Here is a 26,143-nt window from a genome sequence, read left to right as displayed (position 1 = left end):
ACCGGGCGACGAGCTCCGGCTCTGGCACCGACCTTGTACTGCGGGTGCCGGTAGATCCCCCTCGCTCGATCGGCCCGGTCCCGTAGTCTTTCGGCTCCAACAAGCCGCAAGACCAAGAGAGTCAGGGAGCGCCATCGATGGACAGCTTTCGTGAAGGCCCTCTGACGATGCAGGCTGCGGTGCTCCCCTCCCGCGCGGTCTACCTGATCGCCAAGGGAAGCCGGAGCGGTTTCATCCGCGCGGTCCAGGAGGCCACCGGCCGCTGGGGCGGCATGACCGAGCCAATCGTGCCGGTCGCCACCGACGGATCCGTCAACCACCGCTTGATCAGGATGTTGGCGTTCGCTGACGCGCAGGCCGCAGTCAACATCGACATTGACCCTGTGGTAGCACAGAAGGCCGCCGAAGCGCTCGGCCTGCCCCTACTCTCACTCGACCAGGCCGCGAGTATGGCCACCTGCCCGCCCTCCGCGGTCAGGACGCCACGGCAACTCCCCATGCAGATGGGCAGGGGACTGCGACTGGCTGACCTCCAGCCTCAATACGTTCACGCTGCGGCAGACCAACCGCTTTGGCACATCGCGGCGCTGGGCTGCCCCGCAGAAGCCTCCCTTCTCGTCTCACGCCCCGCCATCGGCGGAGACGACGTGTGGCGGACACAGCTGGGCCGCAGCGCCCTGCTGTGTCTCACGACCGAACAACTCGGGGAGTACCACCGGCTCCAGCCGGCTGAGGCGTGCGCGGTCGCGTGGATCACCGACCCCGAGAGTCTCGACGACTCCCTGGCCTTCTGGAACGTGCGTGCCTTGAGCCCGCTCGACAGCCTGGCCTTCCCGCTGGTCCTGTTCACCAGCGACGTACTGTACTGGCAGCAGGCGGCCGGGCAACTCGGCAGCTTCATCTCTCGCTCAGGACACAGCAACGTCGCCATCGTGAGCCGCAGCCTGATGCCCGAGCAGTTGGACGAGCTCGCCGGCGCCATGGATCTCGTCCCCGCAGGTACAGTCCCCAGCGGCGACGCCCCCGAGGGACCTGGGCACGCCCTCACCTACCGAACCGACCTTGATCCGGCGGAGTGGGTACGGCACGAACGCTCCTACGGGATGCTGGCCGACTTCGACGTGCACGTGCTCTCCGGCCGGCCCACCTTGATGCGAGTCCCCTCTCCCGTGGTCTTCCAGGAGCACGGAGGCACCCTGCTGCGCATCTTCGGGGAACCGCTGGACGGGTTGCCGCAACGCAAGGAGGTGGCCGAACTCGTCGGCCTCCAGGCTGAGTGGCGCAGCCGCGGCCTCCAGGTCGCCGTCTCGGCCGGGCCGTACTGGAGCTTCGAGCTGAATTTTCCCACACTCCTGGACGCCACACGTGCCCTGCTGAAAGCGACCGCGTCCAGCTACGCCCTTTCACAGCCCGGCCGACTCGCCACTGCCTTGCAAGGGCAGGCGGACATGCGCCTCCTACTGGACCCGGGCGTCTACGAGTGCGCCGACACCCTGACGACACCCCGGTCCCAGAAGCTGCGCCGCGAGCTGGAGGACGCGGTCGCGGAGCAGGACGCCCAACGCGCCGAGCTCGTGGAGATCGCAAGCCGGTGGGGCGGCAGAGCCGAACGCCGCTTTCTGCCGGCCCGCCAGGTTCCGCTGCCGCAGAGCATGGCGCTGGAAGCCTTGGAGAAGCTGTGCGTGATGGGCTGGGCCGAGCGGGGCCTGCAATCCACCTGCCCCGACGGCTGCCGCACAACCGCGTTCCACCCTATGCCGCAGGCCAGCCACCAGCCTGTCTGCCCGGCCTGCCAGTCCCCGGTTACCTATACCGGCGAGTCCGGCAACCTGTCCGTGGTCTACCGCCTCAACGGGCTGGTCGACCGAGCGGCCGACCACGGCGTCCTCCCGCATCTGCTGGTCATAGAGGCTCTCACTCGGGACAAGCCCCAGTCGTACTTCCTACCGGGAACCGATTTGGTCCTTGACGGCGAGGCAACCACCCCGGAAGTGGACATCTTCGGCGTGTGGGGAGGCAAGGTCCTCGCCGGTGAGGTGAAGACGTCGGCGAGCGACTTCGATTCCGAGCAGTTGGAGCGAGACGTCAAGCTGAGCAAGCGCCTCGGCGCGGACATCCACCTGCTCGCCTCCCTCGACGTCGTCCCCACGCACACCGTCGGGCAGGCCCGAACCTTGTGCTGGCGGGAAGGTCTGAAGCTGGTCGTCTACGACAGAGGACAGCTTCGCCCAGAAGCGCCGGAGGACGGCCGCGCGGACACTGCGGCGGAGGCTTTCCAACACTTGAACGCTGCCGTCTCGGCGCTGAGCGCCGACTTGCAGAAGAACCCGTCCCGCACGGCCCGAAAGTCCGGGCTCTTCCTCAAGACGGCGCTGGATCCGCGCAGCCCCAGCGGCGGACAGGTAGCTGCCCTGGAGGCTCTGATCACCAAATATGGAGCCGACCTCATCGCTCCGCTCTCTGGCGTACAGCTGGCGCTTGGCGGCCTGCTGCGCGACGGTGAGGACAGCGAGGCGTAGCGAAGAACCGAGATTCCCAGAGAAGTCGGCCCACCGGCGGTAGCCTGGGGCGATGACGGTGGTGTGGTCTGGGGCGATCCCGTCGAAGTACCTACTCAATTGGGGTGGGATAGCCACAGGGTCACCTGGGTCGGCGATGTTGACCCACCTCGTCAGACCAGGCAGGCGCGCCCCTTGCGGCCCGGGGCCGGTTGGGACGCGGCGCGGGGATGAGACGTTCGAAGACCGCACGGGGCAGCGCGAGCGGCGAGCCGAGGGTCAGGAACAGGTCGGGCTGCAGTTCCGAGTGGGCATGCAGGGCTTCGTAGCTGTTCGAGGTCGGATGCCAGCCGCTGGGCGGCCAGATTGGGTGGCGGCCCAGGAGACAGGGCATCCTCATGGACTACCAGTTGGCCTTTCGCCTGCCTGGAGCGCGGATGCGCTCTATCCTCATACCTATCCGTGCGAGGGGGACAGATGGAGCATTTGGCGTCGTACGAGCTCGATGACGGAACCGTGGTCCAGTTTGAGGTTGATCCAACGGACGAGTGGCACCAGGTGAGTTCGGACCAGATCGCCGGGCAGGTCGGCGCCGCCGCTGAGCCGTCGATTCAGGCCGCCCATACCGTGCTGCAGCGCGTCGCTCAGCTCGGTCCGCAGGAGGTCGAGGTGACGTTCGGGCTGAAGGTGAGCGGCTCGGCCAACTGGTTCGTGGCCAAGGCGGCCACGGAGGCGAACTTCGAGGTCAAGCTGACCTGGAGACCGGGTGGAAGCGACGCTGAATGAGCGGGGCGCCGATATCCGGTCTTCGTCCCAGCCTTGATAGTTGGGTGGCGGCGATCCACCCAAGCGGAACCGACAGCACGCCCACAGGGTCGGGAGTGCTGATCGATGAGCGGCGTGTATTGACCTGCGCGCACGTCGCGTTTCCACGCTGGGAGCAGACAGGTGAACTGTGGGTCGCGCTCCCGAAAGCGATGGAGTTCAATCGACGGCGCTTTCGTGTCGCTGAGGTCATCGCCCCCGAGCCACAGGTGCTAGGCATGCAGCAGGACGTCGCGGTTCTGGTGCTGGAGGACTTAGTGCCTCACGAGCTTGCGGCCCGTCTGCGGCAGCCAGCGCCAACGGACCTCGTCGATACCGAGTGGTGGTCTTTTGGCTACCCGGAGCGGGACATGCTCGGGGATGCCTCAGCCGGCCGAGTCGGGGAGTCCTTGAGCTACGGATGGGTACGACTGGACACCGATTCAAAGTCCCCGGTCAAGCCCGGCTACAGCGGAGCCGGACTGTGGTCACCCGCCTACCAAGCGGTGGTCGGACTGGTGGGACAGGCGCGCGCCTCCGGTGACGCAAGAGCGCTGACAATGCTCGCGGTCAGCCAGGCCCTTCCTGACCAAAAGCTCCATCTGCTCACCGATTGGTCCGTGGAGGCCGCCGGCGAGGGGGCTCTGGCGGCATGGGGCTGGTCGCTTGAGATTGATCCCGAAGCCGGGCGGCACTGGAAGCCACGCGGTCGCGGCGTGGGAACGGATGCCGAACGCGGATTCCGCTTTCGTGGCCGCTCGGAAGCACTCACAGACATCGTTGCGTGGATCAGCTCCGCGGCCAATCCGCGACGAGCACTGGCAGTAACGGGTTCCCCAGGGGTGGGCAAGTCAGCAGTACTCGGCCGCATCGTCACATCTGCAGACCGGGACATCGCCGCGACCTTGCCGACGGACGATGCGGTGCGCGCCCCGGTGGGTTCCGTGGCCTGTGCGGTCCACGCCAAGAGCAAGACCGCCCTCGAAGTCGCCCAAGAGATCGCGCGGGCAGCGTCCGCACAACTGCCTGCCGACCTGCGTGACTTCGCCCCCAAGCTTCGGTCAGTCCTCGAACAACGACCCTCGGGAAACCTGTTCGCCGTGGTCATCGATGCCCTGGACGAAGCCACAACCCCCGGACAAGCCCGCGCGATCGTCAGCCACATCGTGCGACCGCTGGTGGAGCATTGCGGCGATATCGGGCTACGACTGGTCGTCGGTAGCCGACGGCAGGACGATGCCGGGGACCTCCTGGGGACCCTTGAGCCCGGAGTGCACACCATCGACCTGGATGCTTCTGCGTACTTCCAAGAATCCGACCTGGCCGCATATGCGATGGCCACCCTTCAGCTCGTCGGGGACGAGCGCCTCGACAACCCGTACGCCGACGATGAGATCGCGCGCCCGGTGGCAGAGCGGATTGCTTCGCTCGCAACCGGAAACTTTTTGATCGCCGGATTGGTCGCACGTTCCCACGGCATGCACGATCACTCCGCGCAGCATCCCCGGAACATCGCGTTCGTGCCCAGTGTGGGTTCTGCCCTGCACGACTACGTAGCGATGCTCCCGCCTGTCGGCACCGTCCCAGCGGCCCACGCGCTGGCCGCGCTCGCCTACGCTGAAGCGCCCGGGTTCTCCCTGGCCCTGTGGTGTGCGGCGATCGGTGCAATGTTCGACAACGCTCCCAGCGAGGCGAAGCTATGGGCATTCGCCAAGTCTTCCGCCGCCAACTTCCTGGTCGAGACCACCGGCGGAGATGAACCCCATGCAGTCTTCCGCCTATTCCACCAGGCCCTAAACGATGCTCTCGCCAAGGAGCGATGCGACCGCGCCACCTCCGACGAGAATGCCGTGGCAAAAGCCTTCCTCAATCTGGGGCAGCATCTCGGCTGGGCCAATGCCCCGACGTACCTGCTGCGATCCCTGCCCCGGCACGCGGACCGGGGACAGCTGATCGACCTGCTGCTGCAGGACGACGACTTCCTTCTCCACGCTGACCTTGCACGACTCATCCCGGTGGCCAGCACAGCGACCACATCCCTCGGCCGCAGCAGGGCACGTTTGCTGCGAAAGACCACACGGGCCATCGGAGCTGGCCCGGCTGACCGGATTGCCTTCTTCAGCGTCACGGAGACCTTGGAAGGAATGGAAGGAATCTACCGGCAGCGGTCCGCACAGGCTCCGTTTCGCGGCGAGTGGGCAGTGGTGCGCCCCCATGCCGAAGCTGAAGAAGCGATCCTCGAAGGCCACACCGGCACCGTCACCGCCATCTGCACCGTGGATAGCGGTGGGCGCAGCCTCCTGGCCTCAGGCGGAAGCGATAAGACGGTGCGCCTGTGGGATCCGGCAACGGGCCAGCAGATGAAAGCATTTGAGGGGCACTGGAACGAGATAGAGGCTATCTGTCCGATCACCCTGGATGGACAGGTCTACGTCGCGTCCGCAGCGAAAGACCACACCGTCCAACTGTGGGACCTATTCAGTCACAACGCCTCCGCGAGAGTCAGCAACTACGAGCCCGTGCAGGGAATGTGCGCCATCGGCGCCAATGACCAGCAGCAACTGCTGGCGGTTGCCAAGTACAAGAGCATTGATCTGTGGCACCTCGGCATCGGCGAAGTAATGAAAACCCTCGATCTGGGCGCCGACATCACAGCAGTAGCTCCGATCGCGAAAGGAGGGATCACACTTCTGGCGGTGGCGACAGCCGATAGCGAGGTCTCCTTCTGGACGTCCAACGGTCAAGAGGAGATGCCCCGGCTGAACGTCCCGGCCATTCGCATCAAAAGCATCCACGAGTTCAAGATCGGCGAGGAAAGCCATCTGGCGATCTGTGCGGACAGCACCCTGCGCATCTACAATGACCGCGAGGTCATCTGCAGCTTCGAGAACCTTATGGGCATGCGGCGTTCAAGGTTCCTGCCAGGACCGGACGGCGAACACCTCATCGCCACCGTGGGTGACGACCTCTCCATCCAAGTGTGGAACCTGCGCACAGGTGTGCACATGCACGCCCTCGAAGGCCACACGGGCACCGTCCAAGCCCTCTCCAGTGTCCAACTGGGGGACCGCCACCTTCTCGCGACGGGCGGGGAAGACCGGACTGTCCGACTGTGGGATCCAGCCCTCGGCGACAGCAGCCAACGGACGGAGAACCACTCGCAGCCAGTAAGATCCATCTGCGTGGTGCAGAGTTCCGCTGGACGCTACCTGGCCACCAGTAGCAACGACCCGCTCATTCGCGTATGGGATCCCCACAGCGGCTCCCTGCTCGGCACTCATCAAGAGCACCAGGGGTGGGTCTACGAACTGGCTTCGGTCACGCTCCCGGACCGGCCCTTTCCGCTTTTGGCCAGCGCGAGCAATGACGGCACGGTGTGCCTGTGGGACACCGAGTCATGGCAACTGCACCAGCGACTACGCGGACATCGGGCTCCAGCCAACGCCCTGTGCGAACTACATGGGGCCGGGCTGGAGGGATTCCTTGCCAGCGCCGACGAAAGTGGGTACATCGCAATCTGGGATGCGAGAACGGGCGAACGCACACAAGAACTATCGGGCGGCCCTGACGCAATTCGGTCCATTTGTTCAATCAGCAACAACCCCCTCGCGCAACTCGCAAGTGCAGATGCCAACGGTGAAATCCGGCTGTGGGACCTGCACACCGGAGAAGCCAAAGAGCTGGCCAGCGTGACACGACTCGCCGCAACGTCACCGCGGCTGGTCCTCGCATTCGAGATAGGCTCCAAGAGCCTCCTGGCAATCTCCGCTGAACATACAGTGGAACTACGGGACCTTGCCACCGGACGTTACGAGGAGACACTTTTCGGGCATACCGGGCGAATTATCTCGCTCTGCACTTTCAAGAACGAGGGACTAACCCTCCTGGCTACCGCAAGCACGGACTGCACAGTCCGCATCTGGGAGACCTCCTCATGGCGCAATATCGCCCAGGTGCCGGTTCGATACCCAGCATGGGCACTTGCCGATGTCCAGGGCATCCTGGCAATCGGACTCAAAGACGGCCTCCTAGCCATCAAGATGCAGTCACAGCCACCTCTACCGCAACGTGCACCCATTCAGCAGACCCAGCGCGCGACCAGTCGCCGCTTCCCCTGGATTCCCCCGAGCCGGTAGCGCGTGGACGGGCGTTGCAAAGTCTCTGATCTTGTGAGTACGCCGGTCGAGCGATGCCCAGGAGGTCGAGTGGGCAAGTGAAGGGTTCGCTGGAAGCATGGTGGAGGCCGGCGCCAATGCGGGGGACACACGCTGTGCTGACCCTTTACCTACGCGGGACTTGGCGCGTAAGCACGGACCATGAGGGTGGCCACGTCTTGGGGATCGGGGGCGGACAGGACGTGGGCGTCGATATCGGTGAAACCCTCACGTTTCAGTAGGTCACTCCACTGTTCGGGCGAGTAGGACCAGCGAACGACAGTGAGCCGAGGGCCGTTGAAGCCGTTACCGTACATGCCCTCGGGGCCGTAGAAGCCTTCGAGAGGTTCAGCGTGGGAGAAGGCGAACACACCGCCGGGGTTCAATCGTGCTCGGACGAGGGGAAAGAGGCGCTCGGGGTCGGTGAACCATACGGCGCCCCATACGGAGTACACGGCGTCGTACTTAATGTCGGTCGCTTCGAGGAAGTCGCACGCCTCTGCGTGGACGATGTTCAGGCCCGGAGTGTTCTGCCACCAGGCGCGGGCTCTCTCGACCTGAGCGGCGGAGAAGTCCAGGGCCGTCACCCGTACGCCCTGGCCGACGAGGTGGACAGCTTCTTTGCACTCGGCCGCGCCCAGCTCCAGAGCGGTCTGCGGGGAGCCCAGCCAGTCCGCGCCTGGTCCATGTCCTGGCCCGTGCTGCGTCCATTCGAAGCCAGTGACCAGCGGTGCCGCCGCGAGGGTTTCCCCGCGGCTGGGCTTGTAGGTGTCCCAGTACTGGGCGACGGTCTGTGACGCGCGGGGCATCAGGATCCTCCCGAGGGCGCAAAGGCAGGCGGTCCAGAAGGGCCACCGTATCCATCATGCGCCGTCTGGGATGGAGACTTGGGGAAGCTTCACCCGCACGAGTCCTTGGACGACACAGTGGCCCTGCAGCCCCGTGGGGGGCTGCAGAGCCACACTGATCGAGGTTCGTTCAGTGGCAGTTCTCACCGGGCCGGCACGGGGAGCACTTGGTGTAGTCGTGTTCCCACAGCGGCCAGTCGATGGCGAAGCCGTTGCCCTCGATGATCTCGGCGGTGCGCGCGACGGTGCCGTCGGCCTTGCGGTCGATCTCCGGGATGTGGTGGAGGAACCGGCCGTGGTGCTGGTCGCAGAAGGCGGCGTAGTTGCCGGTGTCCAGGATGAAGGCGTGCACGGCGGTGTCGACGAGTTCGCCGCACCCGAGGCCCAGGTTCTGGCCGTGCTTCTCAATGGCGGTGATCAGGTAGGCCACGGCCTGCCCGAACAGGCGCTCGGCCATGACGGTGTCGAAGGGGTTGTCGCGGGTCAGCAGGGCGATCTGCCGGTCCCACACCTGGGGGTCGAGGAACTCCCGGGGGTCTCGCACCTGGACTGCTGTTGCCATGATGTACCTCCCACGCTCGGCTGTGTGCGTTGTGGTTCCACCATGCGCGACAGCGGTGATATGGGTCATTGCCCCTACTCTGCTGGCAAATTGACCGCGAACGTCAATGTACGGACTCTGCCGATCACTGACTCCGGCGGCTACCGTCAAACCATGGGCGTCGGCACGGCGGGGGTGCGCGATGGCAGCGGTCACCAGGGCTCGCAGGGCGCAGATCCAGCGTGAAGCGCACCAGGTTCGGGCGCGTTGCCAACGCGATGGATATCCCGTGGAGCGCACCGTCACCGCGATACGTTCCGTTCTGCCCGAGGTGACGGCACTGGAAGCCTGGCGGCTGGCCCTTGGCTGGTCGCGAGCACAGGCGATTCGCCAGGTCGCCGCCGAGTACCGCGCTGATGGACTACAGCCGACTGGTCTCTCGGAAGCGATGCTGTGCCGCTATGAACACGGACAGGAGGACCCAGGCCCGGAGTACAAGATGATGATTGCCCGCGCTTACGGAGCCCGGGTGGATCAGCTTGGCCTGGCGACACGCTGTTTCTGGTGCACTGCCTCCTGCACCACCCCTCTTGTCCACTACGGTCAGACCCACGGTGATGGGGCGACAGGTACGGGAGTCGGGATGACGACAGCCAGCGGAATGCCCGCTGTCCGCGAATCACTACAGCTCGCGCTCCTCGATGCGCCCGGCGGCTCACCCGCGGTCACAGCCCTGGCACAGGCAGCCGTCGAGCACTATGCCCTGAACTACTCGAAGCATCCCCCAGCCGTACTCCTGGACGAGGTACGCGGCTCGCGGCAACTGCTCGCAGCAGCCCTCGGCGCCAGCACCGAGGAGCAGATCGGCGTAGAACTGCGCCGCCAGATCGGATGGCTGTCGGCGCTGCTCGGCAACCTCTCGCACCACCTCGCCGACGACACCGGCGCCCGGACCCATCTGACCCTCGCCGTCGACCTGGGTGAGCGCACCGGTGACGCGGCCCTGGCTGGATGGGCGTCAGGCGCACTGGCAATGGTCGCCACCGCCCGCCAGGACTGGCACCATGCCCTCGACCACGCACAGTACGGACTCGGGCACGCACCAGGCGGCCTGCGGCGGGCCCAACTGCTCGGCTGGGCACAACTACCCGCTCTCGCCGGACTGGGCGATGCCGAACAGGTTGACGCCGTCCTCGCCGAGGCGGACCTGATCCTGCAAACCGCAGGCGAAACGCCAGGCCGCTTCGGCTACGACCTGGCCGAGCACCGCCTGCACGCCGCCGAGGCCCATCTAACCCTCGAACGCTATGACCGCGCCGCCGAAGTGGCCCGCGAGTCGGTCGCCGCCGCGCCCTTGCATACCCCTGGCTGGGCAGCCGCCACCCTCGTTCTCGCCCTCGCCGAAGCCCCCTCCATGCCGGGCGAGGCCGCGTCGCGCGCCCTCGACGTCCTGGACCGCATCCCGCCGGCCCGCCTGCGCGCCACCGCCCGCGCACGACTGGCCCGGCTAAACCGTCAATTGGCCACCACAGACCACGCGGCGGCCCGGGACCTGATCGAGCGACTCCGTCTACTGCCAGCGCCGATCGGCACGGACGGATCGGCAACTGCCTGACGCGTTCACCCGACTGACCTTTGGCACCGATTGGCTACAGGGCGCATTGACGCCATGAGCGCGAGGGCGTTACTGGGGCAGCTGGCCAGACAATCCGTCAAACAATCTGCTGGGCAGCACATCGAGCCCCGACGCGATCTGCAAGAGGGTGAGCACGCTCGCGTTGCGCTGCCCGTGCTCGATGTAGATCAGCCCGCGGAAGCTCAGGCCACTACGCTCGGCAAGTTGCTCCAGGCTATAGCCGCGTTCTTCACGTAGTCGGCGGATCTGCATACCGATGGCCAGCAGCTGGGGATCGGGCAGGTCAGGGCTGGCAGATGACACATGGCGACTCGACCGTTTTCCGGCTCATAGAACCATGAACAGCTGTGCATAATCACGCTACGTTATGGAAAAGCTCCGGTCGTGCAAGCCACAACACAGTCGCGTGAGCCACAGGTCCGGACAGCAGTCTCCGCGATCGACCAGCCCGGAGAAGTAGGCACAGGTGCCAACGAGAAGAGACGCTCAGCACCATTCGACCGGTGGCATCGTAAACATCCAAAGCCGGGAGGCGACAAAGCCCTTTGCGGATGCAGCATTGATGCTCAACCTCTTTCGCCATCGGCGGAGCACGGGCGGGGCCGGCGTTGGCAGGCCCGGTACACGGACCCGACCGGCCGACTGCACCGCCCCGGCTTCGACACCTATCAGGAGGCGCAGGAGTACCTCGACCGCGCGAACGAAGCCATTCGCAACAACACCTGGAGCCACCTGGACGCCGGCGACCGCAATGTCGAGTTCTTCGCCACTCAGATCATCGAGCGCAAGCGACGGCGCAACAAGAACGCCAATACCGTCGACACCTACGACAGCCATCTCCGCAACCACGTCGTAGCGTTCGTGGGCAAGCGCGCCGCACGGACTCTGCGGCGCAAGGACTCCACCGCGTTCGTGGACTACCTGCTCGACAAGCCCGGCATCGATTCCCATCGCACGGTTGTCCAGATCTTCAAGACCTGGCGCATCCTGATGGGCTACATGATCGACGAAGACGTCCCACTGCCCTCAAATATCGTTTCGCGCATCGATCTGCCTGGCGTCGAACCTCGGGTCAACATCGCGCTCACCCAAGGCCAGGTTGCCGCGCTCGCCGCCGCCATGCGGCAAGTCGAGCCGCGCTACGAAATCCTCGTCTGGCTTGGCGCGTGTGCAGGCCTACGCTCGGGCGAAGCGCTCGGTTTCAAGACGGCGCGAATCGACTGGTCCGCCAACCTGCTACAAATCAGCGAACAGCGCCAGCATGGCCGCCCGGCACCACTGAAGACGAAGGCCAGCTATGCGACGCTGCCGGTGGACAGCTTTCTGATCGAGCGCCTTACCGATCACACGGCCCACTTCCCTCGCCCCGCCACGTACCGCTCCACTGAAGCTCCTGGCGATTCGGCCAGCGGCCCTCCCGCAGCCCCCGGTGAGGAGTTGCTGACCACCAACAGGTTCGGCCGACCGGTACAGCGCAGCGATCTCAACAGAAAATGGCGCGCTGCCGTCCAACTCGCCGGCCTACCTTCGGATACGCGCTTCCACGACCTCAAGCACTTCTACACCACGCGGCTCGGGGCCTGCGGCCAACATGACCCGAAGACCGTGCAAGCCCTCTCCCGGCACGCCGAGTTCTCCCAAACCTGGAACACCTACGCGCACCCACCCATTGCCGTCGAAGGTGTCACAGTGACGGCATTCACCAGCGCGTTTCGTTCCATGACTCCGCTGATCCCGGCATGATCACTCCCGCGCCGTGATCATTCTCCGGGCCCGCAAACCCGGGCGAAGGGGAGCCTACGCCTCAGCCTCAATGAGCGGACGAAGGAGACTGAACTACTGACATCGCCTTTCGCGTACGCTGGCTAGCCCCCCGGGCGTCACAGCGAGGAAGCGGACCCGCCAAAACAATCGCGGCCTGCTGCTCACTCAGGTGCCCTGAGCAGGCCCTATGCGCCGAGATCACTGATCAACGCAGTCGCGGAGGCGTCCGACGAGACAGCTGGCTTCGCCGGGCCTTCCAGGCTTTCCAGAGAGGCAAACCAGGACAATCCGCATCAGCAAGCCCACCATGCGGCAGTGACTTTTGCCCCGGATCTGCACCGGGTATTGGACAGTACACAGAACATAGCCTCTGACCTGCGGCTATACAGGCGGCGGACGAGTCGGCCTGTACGCCGGGTTCTGTCTCCCGGGGGCCTTGCGGCGCCCGGGGAGGCGGTCATCCATCTACGGCTGCCGTTGCCGACAGCCTCCAGCGGTCTACCCGCTGACTCGGGCGGGCAGCCCTCGAACGTCAGCGCAGAGTGCCTTGCGGCGCTCCCTCTTGACCTTGCTCCGGGTGGGGTTTACCTAGCTGCCCAGGTCACCCTGGGCACTGGTGGTCTCTTACACCACCGTTTCACCCTTACCGAGGACGTGAGTCCCCGGCGGTCTGTTTTCTGTGGCACTTTCCCGCGGGTCACCCCGGGTGGGCGTTACCCACCACCCTGCCGTGTGGAGCCCGGACGTTCCTCGGCGGACCCGTGAAGGGTCCGACGCGACCGCCCGGCCGGCTCGTCCGCCGTGTGGACCATGGTAGCCGCTGTGGCAGGTGGCGTTTCCCTCCGGGGCGGGGGGCTCCGTAGGATCGCCGGGTCCGTACGCAGAGCGAGGGAGATCCACCGTGCTGGTGCTGTTGCCGCCGTCCGAGGGAAAGGCCGCGCCGGCGGCGGGGGCGCCGTTGGCGCTCGACGCGCTGTCGCTGCCGGGTCTGACCGAGGCGCGGGAGCGGGTGCTGGCGACGCTGGTGGAGCTGAGCGCGGGCGACCCCGACACCGCCGCCGCCGTACTCGGGCTGTCGCCGGGCCTGCGCGGGGAGCTGGCCCGCAACGCCGCGCTGCGGACCGCCCCGGCGCTGCCCGCCGGGCAGCTGTACACCGGCGTGCTCTACGACGCGCTGGGCCTGGCCGACCTGACCGCCGACGCCCGGGCCCGGGCCGAGGCGTCGCTGCTGGTCTTCTCCGGCCTGTGGGGGGCGGTGCGGATCAGCGACCGGATCCCCGCGTACCGGTGCTCGGGCGGGGTCAAGCTGCCGGGCCTGGGCGCGCTGGGCGGCTACTGGCGCGGGCCGCTGGGGCGGGCGCTGCCGGAGGCCGCCTCCGGTCTGGTGCTGGACCTGCGGTCCTCCGCCTACGCGGCGCTGTGGAAGCCGGTCGGCGAGGTCGCCGGGCGGACGGTGACCGTCCGGGTGCTGCACGAGCGGCTGGTCGGCGGGGTGGTCAAGCGGTCGGTGGTCAGCCACTTCAACAAGGCCACCAAGGGCCGCCTGCTGCGGGACCTGCTGGAAGCCGGTGCCGAGCCGCAGTCGCCCGCCGAACTGGTCGAGGCGTTGCGGGAGTTGAAGTACACGGTGGAGGCAGCGGCCCCGGCGGCGGGCAAGCCGTGGGCGCTGGATGTGGTGGTCGCCGAGCTCTGACCCGCGGCCCCGCCGGGTCAGCGCAGGTGCGAGGTGTCGTTGAACAGCCGCAGCGAGGCGTTGCCGTCCGCGTAGTACTGGACAACGGACAGCGCGGCCGGTGACAGCTCCATCCGGAACAGCGACTCGGACGGCGCCCCGAGCGCCAGCCGGACCAGCGTCTTCACCGGGGTCACGTGCGAGACCACGAGCACGGTCTTCCCGGCGTAGCGGGCCAGCAGCTGGTCGCGGGCCACCGCGACCCGGCGGGTGACGGCGGCGAAGCTCTCGCCGCCGGGGGGCCCGACCTCGGCGGAGGCCAGCCAGGCGTCCAGTTCGGCCGGGAAGCGCTGCTTGGCCTCGGCGAAGGTCAGCCCCTCGAACGCGCCGAAGTCGGTCTCCCGCAGGCCCTCCGCGATCCGGACCTCCAGGCCGAGGCGGTCGGCGGCGGCCTGGGCGGTCTGTCGGCAGCGGAGCAGCGGGGAGCTGACCACCGCCTGGACGGCGCCGTGCGCGGCGATCCCGGCGGCGGCGCGGTCGGCCTGGACCCTGCCGTACTCGGACAGCTCGGGGTCGCTGCCGCCGCTGCCGGAGAAGCGCTTCTCCGGGGTGAGCGCGGTCTCGCCGTGGCGCAGTAGCAGCAAGGTGGTCGGCGCGCCGAGGTCGGGCCGGGCCCAGCCGACGGCGGGTGCCGCCTCGGTGGCGGCGGGCTGCGACCCGGGCTGGGATCCGGGCTGGGACTCGGACTGGGGTTCGGATCGGGCGGCGTCGGCTGCGGGCGCGGTGGGCGCGGGCTGGGTCCTGGGGGTCCACTGGCGGCCGGCCTGGCCCGCGTCCATCGCCTCATTGGCCAGCCGGTCCGCGTCCTTGTTCTGGTCGCGCGGGATCCAGGTGTAGCCGACCTGCCCGCTCGGGAAGATCTGCTTCGCCTCGGCGGCCAGCGGCTGCATGTCCGGGTGCTTGATCTTCCAGCGCCCCGACATCTGCTCGACGACCAGCTTGGAGTCCATCCGGACGTCCACCCGCGCCGTCGGGTCGAGCTCCCGGGCGGCCCGGAGCCCGGCGATCAGGCCCCGGTACTCGGCGACGTTGTTGGTCGCGCGGCCGAGGTACTCGGCCGTCTCGGCCAGCAGCTCGCCGGTGTCGCCGTCGCGCACGGTGGCGCCGTAACCGGCGGGCCCCGGGTTGCCCCGGGAGCCGCCGTCGGCCTCGATGATGAAGCGTCGGCTGGTCATGGCGTCCGTTCTGTCGTCCGTTCCGCTGGGCGGCGTACCTGCTGGTCGGCTAGCCGAGGGGGCGGCGAGCCGAGGGGCCGGCGAGTCGGGGGCCGGGCCCGCGGGCTACAGGCCGGAGTCCGCGGTGCGGATCAGGATCCGGCTGCAGTTCTCGCAGCGGACGACGGTGTCCGGCGCGGCGGCGCGGACCTCGCGCAGGTCGGTGATGGCGAGCTCGACCCGGCAGCCCTCGCAGCGGCGCTGGAAGAGCCGGGCCGCACCGACGCCGTTCTGCGTCTGCCGGAGCTTGCTGTAGAGCTTCATCAGGTCCTCCGGGATCACCGCCGCGACGGTCTCGCGCTCGCGGGTGACCTTGACCACCTCGGCGTCGATCTCGGCGACCGCCGCGTCCCGGCGGCTCTCGGCCTCGGCGGTGCTGTGGGCGGCGTCGTCCCGGCGGGCGGTCATCTCGACCACCCGGGTCTGGGCGGACTCCAGCCGCTCCATGATCTCCAGGACGATGTCCTCCAGGTCGCTCTGCCGCTTGGCCAGCGCGCCGATCTCGTGCTGGAGGTTGGCGAGGTCCTTGGCGGAGTTGACCGCGCCGGAGTCCATCCGCTGCTTGTTGCGGGCGGCGCGGGTACTGACCTGGTCGACGTCCTGCTCCGCCTTGACCAGCTCCCGCTTGGTGTCACTGAGCTGGGTCTCGGCGGCGACGGTGAGCGAGCGCAGCTCGGTCAGGTCGGTGCCGCGCTGCTGGATCTCGGCGTGCTCGGGGAGGGTGGCCTTGCGGTGCGCGAGCTGGTCGATGCGGGAGTCGAGAGCCTGCAGGTCGAGCAGGCGGATCTGGTCTGCGGGCGCGGCGTTCAGGGGGTGCTCCTTGGTTCTGCGTCGGGCGTTCAGCGGTTGGCGGTCATGGGGGCGTGCAGCGTCCAGGGGTCGGTGACCAGCTCGGACACGCGGGTCTCGAAGGCCCAGCCGCGCTTCTCGGCGGCGGCGTGCAGGGCGCTCTCGGCGCTGCGCAGCCAGGGCCACTCGGTGGCCCAGTGGGCGGCGTCCACCAGCGCCAGCGGGCCCGCCTCGCGGGCCTCGGAGGCGGGGTGGTGGCGCAGGTCGGCGGTGACGTAGGCGTCGACCCCGGCGGCCCGGACCGCGTCGAAGAAGGAGTCGCCGGAACCTCCGGCCACCGCGACCCGGCGGATCGGCTGGTCCGGGTCCCCGGCCGCGCGGACGCCCTGGGCGGTCGCGGGCAGCGCGGCGGCGACCCGGGCGGCGAAGGCGGACAGCGGCTCGGGCTCGGCCAGTTCGCCGATCCGGCCGTGGCCCCGGCGTCCGGCCGGGTCGGTCGGGTCGGGCACGATCGGGCCGGTGATCCGCAGGCCGACGGCCCCGGCCAGGGCGTCGGAGACGCCGGGGTCGGCGGAGTCGGCGTTGGTGTGGGCGACCAGCAGCCCGATGTCGTGCTTGATCAGGGTGTGCACGACGCGGCCCTTGAAGCCGTCGGCGGCGACCGTGGTGGTCCCGCGCAGGTAGAGCGGATGGTGGGTGACCAGCAGGTCCGCGCCCCAGGCCAGGGCCTCGTCGACGACCGCCCGGACCGGGTCGACCGCGAACAGCACCCGGCGGATCTCGGCGCCGGGATCGCCGCAGACCAGGCCGACCGCGTCCCAGGACTCGGCCCGGGCGGGCGGGTAGAGCTCGTCGAACAGGCTGCGGACGTCGGAAAGGATCGGCACCCGTCGACTTTACCGAAGTTTCCCGCGCTGATCCGCCCGGCGGTCGGCGCTGAGCACCTCACCCGTATGAGTGAAGGGCGATCGAACCGTTCGGGTGGTGCGCGGGAGGTAAGTAGCGTCTGTTGTTACGGCGGGGGGCGTCGGTGTCGTCGCCTTCCGGTGCCGTACCCCGGCTGAGTACCTGTGCGGCCCCGGCCTCTCTCTTCCTTCCCCGGTGGAGCCTCCCCATGACTGTGACCCCTCTCCCACTGACACCGGAACCCTCAGTTCCGCTGACGCTGGTGGACGCCCTGCCGCCAAGCCGTGGCGCGTACGCGCCGGTGCTGCGGCGGCTCGGCTTCACCTTCTCCGCCGACGGCGCCCACGCCGCCTGCCTGGCGACGACCGGGGACAGCGGCTGGTACCCGGAGAGCTGGTGGCTGGGCAGCGGCAGCGAACACTCGGCGGCCGGAGCGGCGGCGGGCGGGACGGCAGCGGGCGGGACGGCGGCGGGCGGGGCGGCGGGCGGCATAGCGGGGACGGCGGCGGCGGGCGGCGCGGGCGCGCACCCGGCGGCGGGGCAGGGTGGAGCCGGGTCCGATCCGGAGAGCGGGCTCGGCGAGGCGGTCCCGGTGCCGTTGGTGCTCGGCGCCGGGTCGGGGCCGGAGAGCCTGCACTCGCAGCTGGTGTCCCTGCGGGACGGGCGGGTACTGATCTGCCGCCACCAGCAGGACCGGCAGGAGCTGGTGGTGCGGGCCGGTCACAGCCGACCGGCCGAGGCCCCCGGCGCACTCGCTGGCGGCCCGGGGGTGTCCGAGCGCAGTGCGGGCACCCTGCGGATGCCCGGCGTGCGGCTGCTGGCGCTGCCCGGCACCCACCCGGGCGGACCGGTGGCGGTGGCGCTCGGCAGCGACGCGCGCCCGGTCACCTCGGTCTGGCTGGTCAGCGCGGACGGCGCGGCGCCGCAGCAGGTCGCGGAGTTCCCCGGGCTGGCCGGGGGCGGGGTCTGGCTGGACCGGGTCGGCCGGATGCTGGCGCTGGACCACGTACGCCAGGGCGGGCAGGGGGGCCCGATCGTGAAGACCGTCGCGCTGGACCTGGCCACCGGGACGATGAGCCCACTGCTGGAACTCGCCCCCGACAGCAACGACCGGCTGGTCCTGGCCGACCCCGACAGCGGGCTGATCATCGTCCGCAGCGACGCGGCCGGGGCGGACCGGCTCGGCTGGGGGGTGCTCGGCGGTGACCAGCCGCTGCGCTTCCCGGACTGCCTGCACCAGCCGCAGCGCTTCCTGCGGCCGGTCGCGGTCGAGCCGCCGACCGATCCGGCGACCCCGGCGGCCCAGCTGCGGGTGGCGCTCCAGGGCGACTGGGGGGCCGGCTCCTCCCTGGCGGTGTGGCGACCCGCCGAGGGGCGCTGCGAGCCGCTGCCGATACCGGCCGGGCGGTTCGGCGGCGTGGCGCACTGGTCGGCCGCGGGGCTGCGGCTGCCGTACTCCGCGCCGGACCATCCGGCCGGGTTGGCCACCGTCGACGTGGACCGGCTGCGGGACAACCCGCCGGACGCCCGACCCGCGCCCACCATGCCGCTGCGGCTGGCCCCGCTCCAGGGCGGCTCGGCCGGGATGAACAGCCTGCTGCGCCGGATCCCCAAGGGCGGCACGGTCAGGGAGCTGCGCCCGGTCCGTCCGGGATGGCGGCTGGACGGCAGTGCCGCGCCCAGCGAGGGCGGTCGCTGGCACCCCGCGCGGACCGTCGAACTGCTGGGGGCCGCCGGGCGGTTGGAGGCCGTGGTGTACGGCGGCGACAGCTGGCTGTCGGCGCAGCACCTGGTGATCGCGCTGCACGGCGGCCCGGCCGACGCCTGGCGGATGGAGTTCGACCCGCCGCTGCAACGGATGGCCGCCGAGGGCCTGTCGGTGGTCGCACCCAACCAACGCGGCAGCTCCGGCTACGGCGTGGAGCACGCGCAGGCGCTCCAGGACGCCTGGGGCGGGCCGGATCTGGACGACGTGCTGACACTGCTGTCGAGCGTCAGCGGCCAACGCGTCGCCCTGGGGCTCGAACCGGCTTCACTCTTTGGGGTGAGTTACGGGGCGTTCCTCGCCCTGCTCGCGACCTGTACCGCACCGGCGCTCGTGGCCCGCTGCGCGGTGGTCGCGCCCTTCCTGTCGGGTGCGCGGCTGCTCCAGGAGGCAACCGAGGAGGTCCGCTCGCTGACCGAGCGGATGGGTGGTGCTCGGGAGCCCGCCGACGGGCGCGGCCCCCGGGACGTCCTGCTGGTGTGCCACCAGCTGGCCACCCCGCTGCTGGTCGTCCACGGTGACCGGGACGAGGTGGTCCCGGTCAGTCAATCCCGCACGCTGCGGCAGGAGTTGCTGCGGATAGGCCGGGTCGAGGGCGCGGACTTCCGCTATGTGGAGGCGACCGGGGCCGGGCACGAGGTGCTGTCCGAGGAGTGCGGTCCGGTGCTGCACGAGCTGCTGGCGACCTTCCTGCGTACCGGGAGGGCCACCTGATTCAGCCTCACCTTGGAGCGGGTGTCCGCGCTCCGACGCGGATCTGACGGACAGTCACCGGGGGCGGCCCCGGGCGGTGCCGATCGTGCGTTCTTCGTTATCCGGCCGCTACACGTTGTCCACCTGCCGTTGCGTAGGGTGGCGTGGGTGGTCGGCGGATGTGCCCTGTCCGCACGCCTGTGCGCGCGCACGCCCCGACCGAACCCGCACTGACTGACACCCGTACCGACTGACACCCGTACCGACTGAACCACGCACCGAACCGAACACGTACAGAACCAACGGAGAATGACGACTCTCATGTCCGATGCCCTCACCGACATCACTGAGAACCGCCTGGACACCGCGCCGGGGAACGAGCGGTCCGGATCCCTGGCCGGCAAGCACCGGGGCACGGTGGCCGACGACGATATCGAGGGCCGCCGCGAACCGGCGGGCCAGGGCCGCCACCGGCGCACGCTCACCGCGGACTGAGCTCCGGCGGGCGGACTCGGCCGGTCCGTTTGAGCGAGCTGAGGATCCGGGTCACCTCCAGACCGCGAATGCCGTCGATCGCGCCGACCGTCCCGGTCAGGAAGCCGTAGAGCCCGCCCAGATCCTCGGCGGCGACCGCCACCAGCAGGTTCGCCGGTCCGGTCGTCGCGGCGGCGAACCGTACCCGCGGCTGTCGGCTGAGTTCCTGCCCGATCGTCTCCAGCCTGCCGGGGACGGTGGCGATCCACAGCAGCGCCTCGGTGTCGACACCCAGCAGCGACGGGTCGACCTCGCCCGCCAGCCGCACCACGTGTCCGGACACCAGCAGGCCGAGGCGGCGGCGCACGGTCGAGGCCGAGACGCCCAGTCGGGCGGCCGGCTCCTCGAAGGCGGCGCGCGAGTCCACGGCGAGCAGGTCGATGAGCGCGTCGTCGAGCGGATGCGGCTCCGGGGTCCGCCGGGGCTCGGTCAGGCTCGGCGTGAGCCCGTTGAACTGGTCCGTGGTCAGCAGCCCCGCGCTCCAGACGAAACCGGCCGGGAACACCTTCATCAGGTCGTAGGCGTCCCAGGACCGCACACCGGGGGTGGCCGGGAGGTCGCGCAGCAGCAGCGAGGTCCGGGCCTGCGGGCTGTCGAGGAACAGCACGGCGCTGATCTCGTCGCCACCGCCGAGCACGTCGACCCAGACGGTGTCGGGTCGTCGGGCGAGCCCGGCGGCGATGGCCGTGATCCGGTCGGGGCGGCACCGGATCCGTAGTGCCATCGGGATCATTCCCGGGACCCGGCTGGGGTTGCGGACCGCCGTGGGCCGCAGCGTGCCATCGTGCAGCAGCGGCGTCGCCCGGCGTACCACCGTGCGCTCGGACAGGCCGAGGGTGCCGGCAAGCTTCTCCCGCGCGGTCGCGGGCTTCGTCGCCACCGGTCGGCCCACCGGTCGGCCCACGGCCGAGCCGTGGCACCCGTACCGACCCGGCGCTCCGGCGACCGTCCGCCACCTCGGTTGACGCCGGGGTGGGGCCCGCCCACCCCGCGTCACTCCTGGCCACAGCCCCGGCTTAGGATGCGGTTCCGCGATCCAGCACGACTGGATCCAGCACGACTGAGGGGCACCCTTGAGCGCACGTATCCGCCGGACGGCTTTCCTGGCCGCGGCCGCGGTCCTGGCCGCCGTTCCCGGCAGCCTCGGCACCGCCCGGGCGGCCCAGGCCGCCCACCCGGTGACCGCCGTGACCGCCGGGGCCGCGTGCTACGACGGCAGCCTCCAGGTGGCCGACCGCGCGGTCGGCACCGTCCAGAACGCCACCCGGGTCGGCCAGAAGCTGGACGTGGTGATCCCCGTCCGCAACCTGGACGGGGCCACCCGCACCGGCACCTTCGTGGACGTCGCCGTGGACGCGGCGGGCAAGAACAAGTCCGCCCCGCCGACCATCTGGTGGCGCCTCGACAACGATCCGTGGCACCTCGTCCACTTCACCTGGGTCGCCCCCACGATGAAGGGCACCGACCCGCAGTGGCAGTCCCCCGACCTCGGCCTGGGGACGTTCGCCGCGCACCAGACCCGGTCGCTGGTGCTCTCCACCAGCTTCGGCAACGGATCCACCCGGGGGCTGTACACGGGCTGGGAGAGCTTCGGGACCAGTTCCTGCAACGGCATGGAGCAGGGCTTCGGCGCTTTCGCGGTGTCCTACAGGATCGCCCAGGCCTGAGCCCGCCGGGCGGACCGGGCGGACGCCTCGCTAGTCCCCGTGCTTCAGGCCCAGCACCGCCAGGTTGGCGTAGCCGTCGCCGGGGGTCCGCTCCGCGTAGAAGGGGCTGAGCAGCCCGTCCAGTTCGTCCGGGGTGAACAGGTCCTTCGCGGCGTCGAACTTCGCCAGCACCGGTGGCTGTCCGAGCACCGCGACCATCCCGCCGTGGACCACGAACAGCTGCCCGTTCACCCGGCCCGCGGCCGGGGAGGCCAGGTAGCCGACGAGCGGCGAGACGTGCTCGGGGGCCAGCGGGTCGAGCCCCTGCTCGGGCGCGCCGAGCGCGCCGGTGAACACGTCCTCGGTCATCCGGGTGCGGGCGCGCGGGCAGATGACGTTGCTGGTGACCCCGTACCTGGCCAGCGCGGACGCGCAGCTCAGCGTCAGGCCGACGATTCCGCCCTTCGCCGCCGCGTAGTTGGGCTGCCCGGCCGAGCCCGCGACGAACGCCTCGGAGGAGGTGTTGACGATCCGGCCGTACACCGGTGCGCCGGACTCCTTGGCCCGGTCGCGCCAGTGCGCGGCGGCGAAGCGGGTGGTGGCGAAGTGCCCGCGCAGGTGGACCCGGATCACCGAGTCCCATTCCTGCGGGGACATGGAGAAGACCATCCGGTCCCGCAGGATGCCCGCGTTGTTGACCAGGATGTCGAGCTGTCCGTAGCGGTCCACGGCCAGTTCGACCAGCTCGCGGGCGGCGTCCGGGTCGGAGACGTCGCCGTGGTGGGCGACCGCCCGGCCGCCCTCGGCCAGGATCGCCGCCACGGTCCCGTCCGCCGGTGCGGCGCTGGCCGCGCCGCTGCCGTCGCGGCCGGGCGCGCCGAGGTCGTTGACCACGACGTTCGCGCCCAGCCGGGCCAACTCCAGGGCCTCGGCCCGGCCGAGGCCGCGCCCGGCGCCGGTGACCACGGCGGTCCTGCCCTGCAGTGAGGTGTTCATCGCGGCGGTCTCCTCGCTCGGGTCCGGTCCTTCAGAGGTCGATCACGGTGCGCAGTGCCTCGCCGGTGCGCATCTGCTCGATGGCGTCGTTGACCGCTTCGAGCGGGACGTGGTGGGTGATCATCCCGGCCAGGTCGAGCCGTCCGGCGCGCCACAGGTCGATGATCGTCCGGTAGCCGCGCAGCACGTCCGTGCCGCCGTACAGGGAGGGCAGGATCCGCTTCTCGTTGAAGAACAGCTCGAACATGTTGAACTGCGCCTGGTCGTCCATCGCCCCCGCGCCGACCACCACCAGCGCGCCGCCGCGCCGGGTCGCGTCGTACGCCGCGCGCACCGTCGTCGAGCGGCCGACCACCTCGAAGGCGTAGTCGAAGCCCTCACCGCCGGTCAGCCGCTGCTGTACCGCGGCCAGCCCGTCCGGCGCGACCGCCTCGGTCGCGCCGAAGCGCAGCGCCCAGGCGCGCCGGGAGGCGACCGGGTCGACCGCGACGATCTGGGCCGCGCCGGCGACCCGCGCGCCCTGGATCGCGGCGATGCCGACGCCGCCGCAGCCGATCACCACCACCGAGGAACCCGGTTCGACCTGGGCGGTGTGGATGGCCGCGCCGACGCCGGTGGTGACCCCGCAGCCGATCAGCGCGCCGATCTCGAACGGCACGTCGTCCGGCAGCTTCACCGCGCAACCGGCCGCGACCACGCTCTCCTCGGCGAAGGTGCCGGTGCCGGAGAAGCCGAAGACGTCGGTGCCGTCGAAGCGGTAGTTGGGCGTGCCCATGTTGGCGAACCCGGCCAGGCAGAGGTTGCCCGCGCCGCGCGCGCAGCTCGGGCAGACCCCGCAGGGCGGCATCCAGCAGATCACCACGTGGTCGCCCACGGCGAGGCCGCGCACGCCCTCGCCGACCTCGGTGACCTCGCCCGCGCCCTCGTGTCCGGGCACGAACGGGGCGGGTTGCGGCAGCACGCCGCTCATCGCGGACAGGTCCGAGTGGCACAGGCTGGCGGCCCGCATCCGTACCCTGACCTGCCCGGGACCGGTGTCCGGGAGCTCCACCCCGGTGTGGACCTCTAGCTTCTCCTGCCCTGTCCGGTGCAGAACTGCTGCGCGCATGTCGGCTCCCTGTACGGGTGGATGGGATCTCCGGTCGGTTCGGGGTGCTGGTGTGGCTACTCGTGGGTGACCACGGTGTCGGCGAGCACGGGCGCGTCGGCCCGCTCCACCGAGCCCGCGGTGACCACCAGTCGGCCGCCCTCGTCCCAGATCCGCACCCGCAGCGTCTCCCCCGGGAAGAACACCCCGGCGAAGCGGGCGCGGTAGCCGCGGACGCGGCTGGTGTCGCCGCCGAGGACGGTGTCCACCACGGCCTTGAGGGTGGTCCCGTAGGTGCACAGGCCGTGCAGGATCGGCCGGTCGAAGCCGCCGAGCTCGGCGAAGTCCGGGTCCGCGTGCAGCGGGTTCCAGTCGCCGGACAGCCGGTAGAGCAGCGCCTGGTCGTGCCGGACCGGGATCTCCTGCTCCCAGTCCGGCGCCCGCTCCGGCGTCGCGACCCGGCTGCTGACGCCGCGCTCGCCGCCGAAGCCGCCCTCGCCGCGGGCGAAGACCTCGGTGTCGCAGGTCCACAGCGGGCCGTCGGCGTCGGCCGCCTCGCTGCGCAGCACCAGTACCGCCGCCTTGCCCTTGTCGTACAGCGCGGCCAGGCTGCTGGTCAGCGTGCCCCGGCCGGAGACCGGGACCGGCCGGTGCAGTTCGATGTGCTGCCCGCCGTGCAGCACCCGGGCCAGGTTGACGTCGAGCCCGGGCAGGGTGAACACCCCCGCCCTGGCGAGGCCGCCGCCCGCGACGGTGACGAAGCTGGGGAGGACCTGGAGGTCCTTCTCGTAGGTGTAGCGCAGCTCGTCGGGATCGGTGGCCGGGCGGTGCGCGCCCGCACCGACGCCGAGGTGGTAGAGCAGGACGTCCTTCTGCTCCCACGCGATGTCGGTGACGCGGGGCGGGGCCGCGAGGGCGGCCGCGGGGTCGATGGGCATCGCTGGTCTCTCCTTGTCGTGCGTCCGGCCCGCCCCCATGAGCGCACCGGGACGGACCCATCCTGGTGGACCCCGGCGCGACCGTCCGCACAGTCGGCCGCGCCGGGGCCGCTCGTCGCGGGCCCGGCTCAGCGGCACGGCCGGTCCCGCGAAAGATTTATAGAACTTGTTCTAAGTTTCCGCTCGACAGGTATAGCGCATCGGGTCCGCATTGGCCATGCCCCTGACCGTCGCCGCCGCGGCCCCCGGCATCGAAGGCGGCCGGGAGCCACCGGGAGCGGCTAGAGCCGTCGCAGCATGGTCACCACCGCCGCGCCGCCCAGCCCGATGTTGTGCGCCAGCCCCACCCGCGCGCCCGCGACCTGCCGCCGGTCCGCCTCGCCGCGCAGCTGCCAGACCAGTTCGGCGCACTGCGCCAGCCCGGTCGCGCCCAGCGGATGCCCCTTGGAGATGAGCCCGCCGGACGGGTTCACCACCCACCGCCCGCCGTAGCCGGTCGCGCCCTCGGCGACCAGCTTGCCGCTCTCGCCGTCCGCGCACATGCCCAGCGCCTCGTAGCTGAGCAGTTCGTTGATCGAGAAGCAGTCGTGCAGCTCGATCACGTCCACATCCTCGATACCGAGGCCGGACTGCTGGTACACGGCCCGGGCGGCGGCCCGGCTGACGGGCCTGCCGACCACGTCGATGGACGAGCCCGACGCGAAGCTCTCCTCGGTGTCGGTCGCCATCGCCTGGCCGATGACCTCCACCGCCCGCCGCTCCAGCCGGTGCTCGCGGACGAAGCGCTCACTGGCGACCAGTACCGCCGCCGCACCGTCGGAGGTCGGCGAGCACTGGAGTCTGGTGAGCGGCGCGTGGATGGTCCGCGCCGCCAGCACCTGCTCCAACGTGTAGGCCTCGCGGAACTGGGCGCGCGGGTTGGCGGTCGAGTGGCGGTGGTTCTTCACGCCGACCAGCGCCAGCTGCTCGGCGGTGGTGCCGTAGCGGTCCATGTGCTCGCGGGCGGCGTTGCCGAAGATCTGCGCGGTGGGCGGCGTCGCCGCGAAACCGTGCCGGGCGGCCATCACGCCGTAGTGCCGGGCCACCGGGCTGGCGGCGAAGTCGCCCGCGCCCCGGCCCGCGCCGAGCGCGCCCCGGCTCATCCGCTCGAAGCCCAGCGCCAGTACGCAGTCGCTCTGTCCCCCGGCCACGAACTGACGGGCCATCAGCAGCGTGGTCGCCCCGGTGGCGCAGTTGTTGTTCACGTTGTAGACCGGGATCCCGGTCAACCCCAGCTCGTAGACCGCCCGTTGCCCGGCCGTGGACTGCTGCTGACAGAAGCCGACGGCGGCCTGTTCGACCTGCCCGTAGCCGATCCCGGCGTCGGCCAGCGCCGCCTCACCCGCCTCCCGCGCCATGTCCCAGTACTGCCAGTCGCGGCTCTCCGGCTTCTCGAAGTTCGTCATGCCGACGCCGATCACACAGACTTTGCGGTCCATCGCCAACTCCCCTGCCGAGACGAATGCGTGTCGAATCTGACGTACCATCAGATTAGCCGCTCCGCGCCGATCCGGGACCGGCGGACCGCGCGGCGCGCTCGCCGCCACGCACGGCGTCCG

20 protein-coding genes and 1 other RNA gene are annotated in these 26,143 nt (G+C 69.9%); 9 read left to right on the top strand and 12 right to left on the bottom strand.

Translation table 11 applies throughout. The features are described 5' to 3' along the window. Positions 1 to 137 precede the first annotated feature (137 nt). The 3 genes from GXP74_RS09025 to GXP74_RS09015 all read left to right on the top strand — a co-directional run bounded on the left by GXP74_RS09025 (position 138) and on the right by GXP74_RS09015 (position 7,438). Positions 138 to 2,519 (top strand): hypothetical protein, encoded by a 2,382-nt coding sequence (locus GXP74_RS09025; protein WP_182450892.1) that lies wholly within the window; start codon positions 138 to 140, stop codon positions 2,517 to 2,519. A gap of 456 nt (positions 2,520 to 2,975) precedes the next feature. Next, entirely contained in the window at positions 2,976 to 3,284 is a 309-nt protein-coding gene (locus tag GXP74_RS09020; protein WP_182450891.1) for a CU044_2847 family protein, read from the top strand. Between the two features lie 95 nt (positions 3,285 to 3,379). Next, positions 3,380 to 7,438 (top strand): AAA family ATPase, encoded by a 4,059-nt coding sequence (locus GXP74_RS09015; protein ID WP_182450889.1) that lies wholly within the window; start codon positions 3,380 to 3,382, stop codon positions 7,436 to 7,438. A gap of 149 nt (positions 7,439 to 7,587) precedes the next feature. Here the strand turns inward: GXP74_RS09015 and GXP74_RS09010 are convergent, their stop codons facing one another. Together GXP74_RS09010 and GXP74_RS09005 are read right to left on the bottom strand one after the other, a co-directional pair. After that, positions 7,588 to 8,265, bottom strand: coding sequence for a trans-aconitate 2-methyltransferase (locus GXP74_RS09010; RefSeq protein ID WP_182450887.1), 678 nt, complete (start codon positions 8,263 to 8,265; stop codon positions 7,588 to 7,590). Between the two features lie 169 nt (positions 8,266 to 8,434). Further along, a complete protein-coding gene (locus GXP74_RS09005) occupies positions 8,435 to 8,866 on the bottom strand; it encodes a hypothetical protein (protein WP_182450886.1) in 432 nt (143 codons plus the stop codon). Positions 8,867 to 9,134: 268 nt separating this feature from the next. On the opposite strand from GXP74_RS09005, the gene GXP74_RS09000 reads away from it, so the two are divergent. Further along, positions 9,135 to 10,460 (top strand): helix-turn-helix transcriptional regulator, encoded by a 1,326-nt coding sequence (locus GXP74_RS09000; protein WP_225447801.1) that lies wholly within the window; start codon positions 9,135 to 9,137, stop codon positions 10,458 to 10,460. A gap of 69 nt (positions 10,461 to 10,529) precedes the next feature. Here GXP74_RS09000 and GXP74_RS08995 read toward each other — a convergent pair whose 3' ends face one another. After that, on the bottom strand, positions 10,530 to 10,784 hold the full coding sequence (locus GXP74_RS08995; protein WP_225447800.1) for a helix-turn-helix domain-containing protein: 255 nt from the start codon (positions 10,782 to 10,784) through the stop codon (positions 10,530 to 10,532). An 81-nt stretch (positions 10,785 to 10,865) separates the two neighbouring features. Between GXP74_RS08995 and GXP74_RS40160 the strand changes: the two genes are divergently transcribed. Beyond that, entirely contained in the window at positions 10,866 to 12,224 is a 1,359-nt protein-coding gene (locus GXP74_RS40160) for a site-specific integrase (protein ID WP_225447799.1), read from the top strand. Positions 12,225 to 12,638: 414 nt separating this feature from the next. Here the strand turns inward: GXP74_RS40160 and rnpB are convergent. Then, positions 12,639 to 13,040: RNase P RNA component class A (gene rnpB, locus GXP74_RS08985), an RNA gene on the bottom strand. A 106-nt stretch (positions 13,041 to 13,146) separates the two neighbouring features. On the opposite strand from rnpB, the gene yaaA reads away from it, so the two are divergent. Further along, positions 13,147 to 13,938 carry a peroxide stress protein YaaA gene (yaaA, locus tag GXP74_RS08980; RefSeq protein WP_182450884.1) on the top strand — a complete coding sequence of 264 codons (792 nt, stop codon included), beginning with the start codon at positions 13,147 to 13,149 and terminating at the stop codon, positions 13,936 to 13,938. 17 nt (positions 13,939 to 13,955) lie between these two features. Here yaaA and GXP74_RS08975 read toward each other — a convergent pair whose 3' ends face one another. From GXP74_RS08975 to GXP74_RS08965, 3 genes are all read right to left on the bottom strand, one after another. Next, positions 13,956 to 15,152 carry a bifunctional RNase H/acid phosphatase gene (locus tag GXP74_RS08975; RefSeq protein WP_182450882.1) on the bottom strand — a complete coding sequence of 399 codons (1,197 nt, stop codon included), beginning with the start codon at positions 15,150 to 15,152 and terminating at the stop codon, positions 13,956 to 13,958. Positions 15,153 to 15,257: 105 nt separating this feature from the next. Next, positions 15,258 to 16,001 (bottom strand): zinc ribbon domain-containing protein, encoded by a 744-nt coding sequence (locus GXP74_RS08970; RefSeq protein WP_182456301.1) that lies wholly within the window; start codon positions 15,999 to 16,001, stop codon positions 15,258 to 15,260. 29 nt (positions 16,002 to 16,030) lie between these two features. Next, positions 16,031 to 16,867: a Nif3-like dinuclear metal center hexameric protein gene (locus GXP74_RS08965; protein WP_182450880.1), complete on the bottom strand. Its 837-nt coding sequence runs from the start codon at positions 16,865 to 16,867 to the stop codon at positions 16,031 to 16,033. A 227-nt stretch (positions 16,868 to 17,094) separates the two neighbouring features. On the opposite strand from GXP74_RS08965, the gene GXP74_RS41795 reads away from it, so the two are divergent. Further along, positions 17,095 to 19,365 (top strand): S9 family peptidase, encoded by a 2,271-nt coding sequence (locus GXP74_RS41795; protein WP_304940910.1) that lies wholly within the window; start codon positions 17,095 to 17,097, stop codon positions 19,363 to 19,365. Positions 19,366 to 19,665: 300 nt separating this feature from the next. Next, a complete protein-coding gene (locus GXP74_RS08955) occupies positions 19,666 to 19,839 on the top strand; it encodes a hypothetical protein (RefSeq protein WP_182450877.1) in 174 nt (57 codons plus the stop codon). Here the strand turns inward: GXP74_RS08955 and GXP74_RS08950 are convergent. Further along, positions 19,826 to 20,758, bottom strand: coding sequence for an Lrp/AsnC family transcriptional regulator (locus GXP74_RS08950; RefSeq protein ID WP_225447798.1), 933 nt, complete (start codon positions 20,756 to 20,758; stop codon positions 19,826 to 19,828). The two genes, GXP74_RS08955 and GXP74_RS08950, sit on opposite strands and share 14 nt — an antisense overlap. A gap of 193 nt (positions 20,759 to 20,951) precedes the next feature. Here GXP74_RS08950 and GXP74_RS08945 point away from each other — a divergent pair, with 193 nt between their 5' ends. Further along, complete coding sequence (locus GXP74_RS08945; protein WP_182450874.1) at positions 20,952 to 21,545, top strand: hypothetical protein; 594 nt, start codon at positions 20,952 to 20,954, stop codon at positions 21,543 to 21,545. Positions 21,546 to 21,575: 30 nt separating this feature from the next. Here GXP74_RS08945 and GXP74_RS08940 read toward each other — a convergent pair whose 3' ends face one another. The 4 genes from GXP74_RS08940 to GXP74_RS08925 form a co-directional block, all read right to left on the bottom strand. Beyond that, positions 21,576 to 22,520 (bottom strand): 3-oxoacyl-ACP reductase, encoded by a 945-nt coding sequence (locus tag GXP74_RS08940; protein ID WP_182450872.1) that lies wholly within the window; start codon positions 22,518 to 22,520, stop codon positions 21,576 to 21,578. A 31-nt stretch (positions 22,521 to 22,551) separates the two neighbouring features. Next, entirely contained in the window at positions 22,552 to 23,628 is a 1,077-nt protein-coding gene (locus tag GXP74_RS08935; RefSeq protein WP_182450870.1) for a Zn-dependent alcohol dehydrogenase, read from the bottom strand. Between the two features lie 56 nt (positions 23,629 to 23,684). Beyond that, a complete protein-coding gene (locus GXP74_RS08930) occupies positions 23,685 to 24,545 on the bottom strand; it encodes a MaoC/PaaZ C-terminal domain-containing protein (RefSeq protein ID WP_182450868.1) in 861 nt (286 codons plus the stop codon). A 281-nt stretch (positions 24,546 to 24,826) separates the two neighbouring features. Then, entirely contained in the window at positions 24,827 to 26,071 is a 1,245-nt protein-coding gene (locus GXP74_RS08925; protein WP_182450866.1) for a beta-ketoacyl synthase N-terminal-like domain-containing protein, read from the bottom strand. Between the last annotated feature and the right edge of the window lie 72 nt (positions 26,072 to 26,143).

The sequence above is a fragment of the Streptacidiphilus sp. P02-A3a genome (assembly GCF_014084105.1).
Classification (GTDB): Bacteria; Actinomycetota; Actinomycetes; order Streptomycetales; family Streptomycetaceae; genus Streptacidiphilus.
This window is presented reverse-complemented; position numbering and strand designations above follow the sequence as displayed.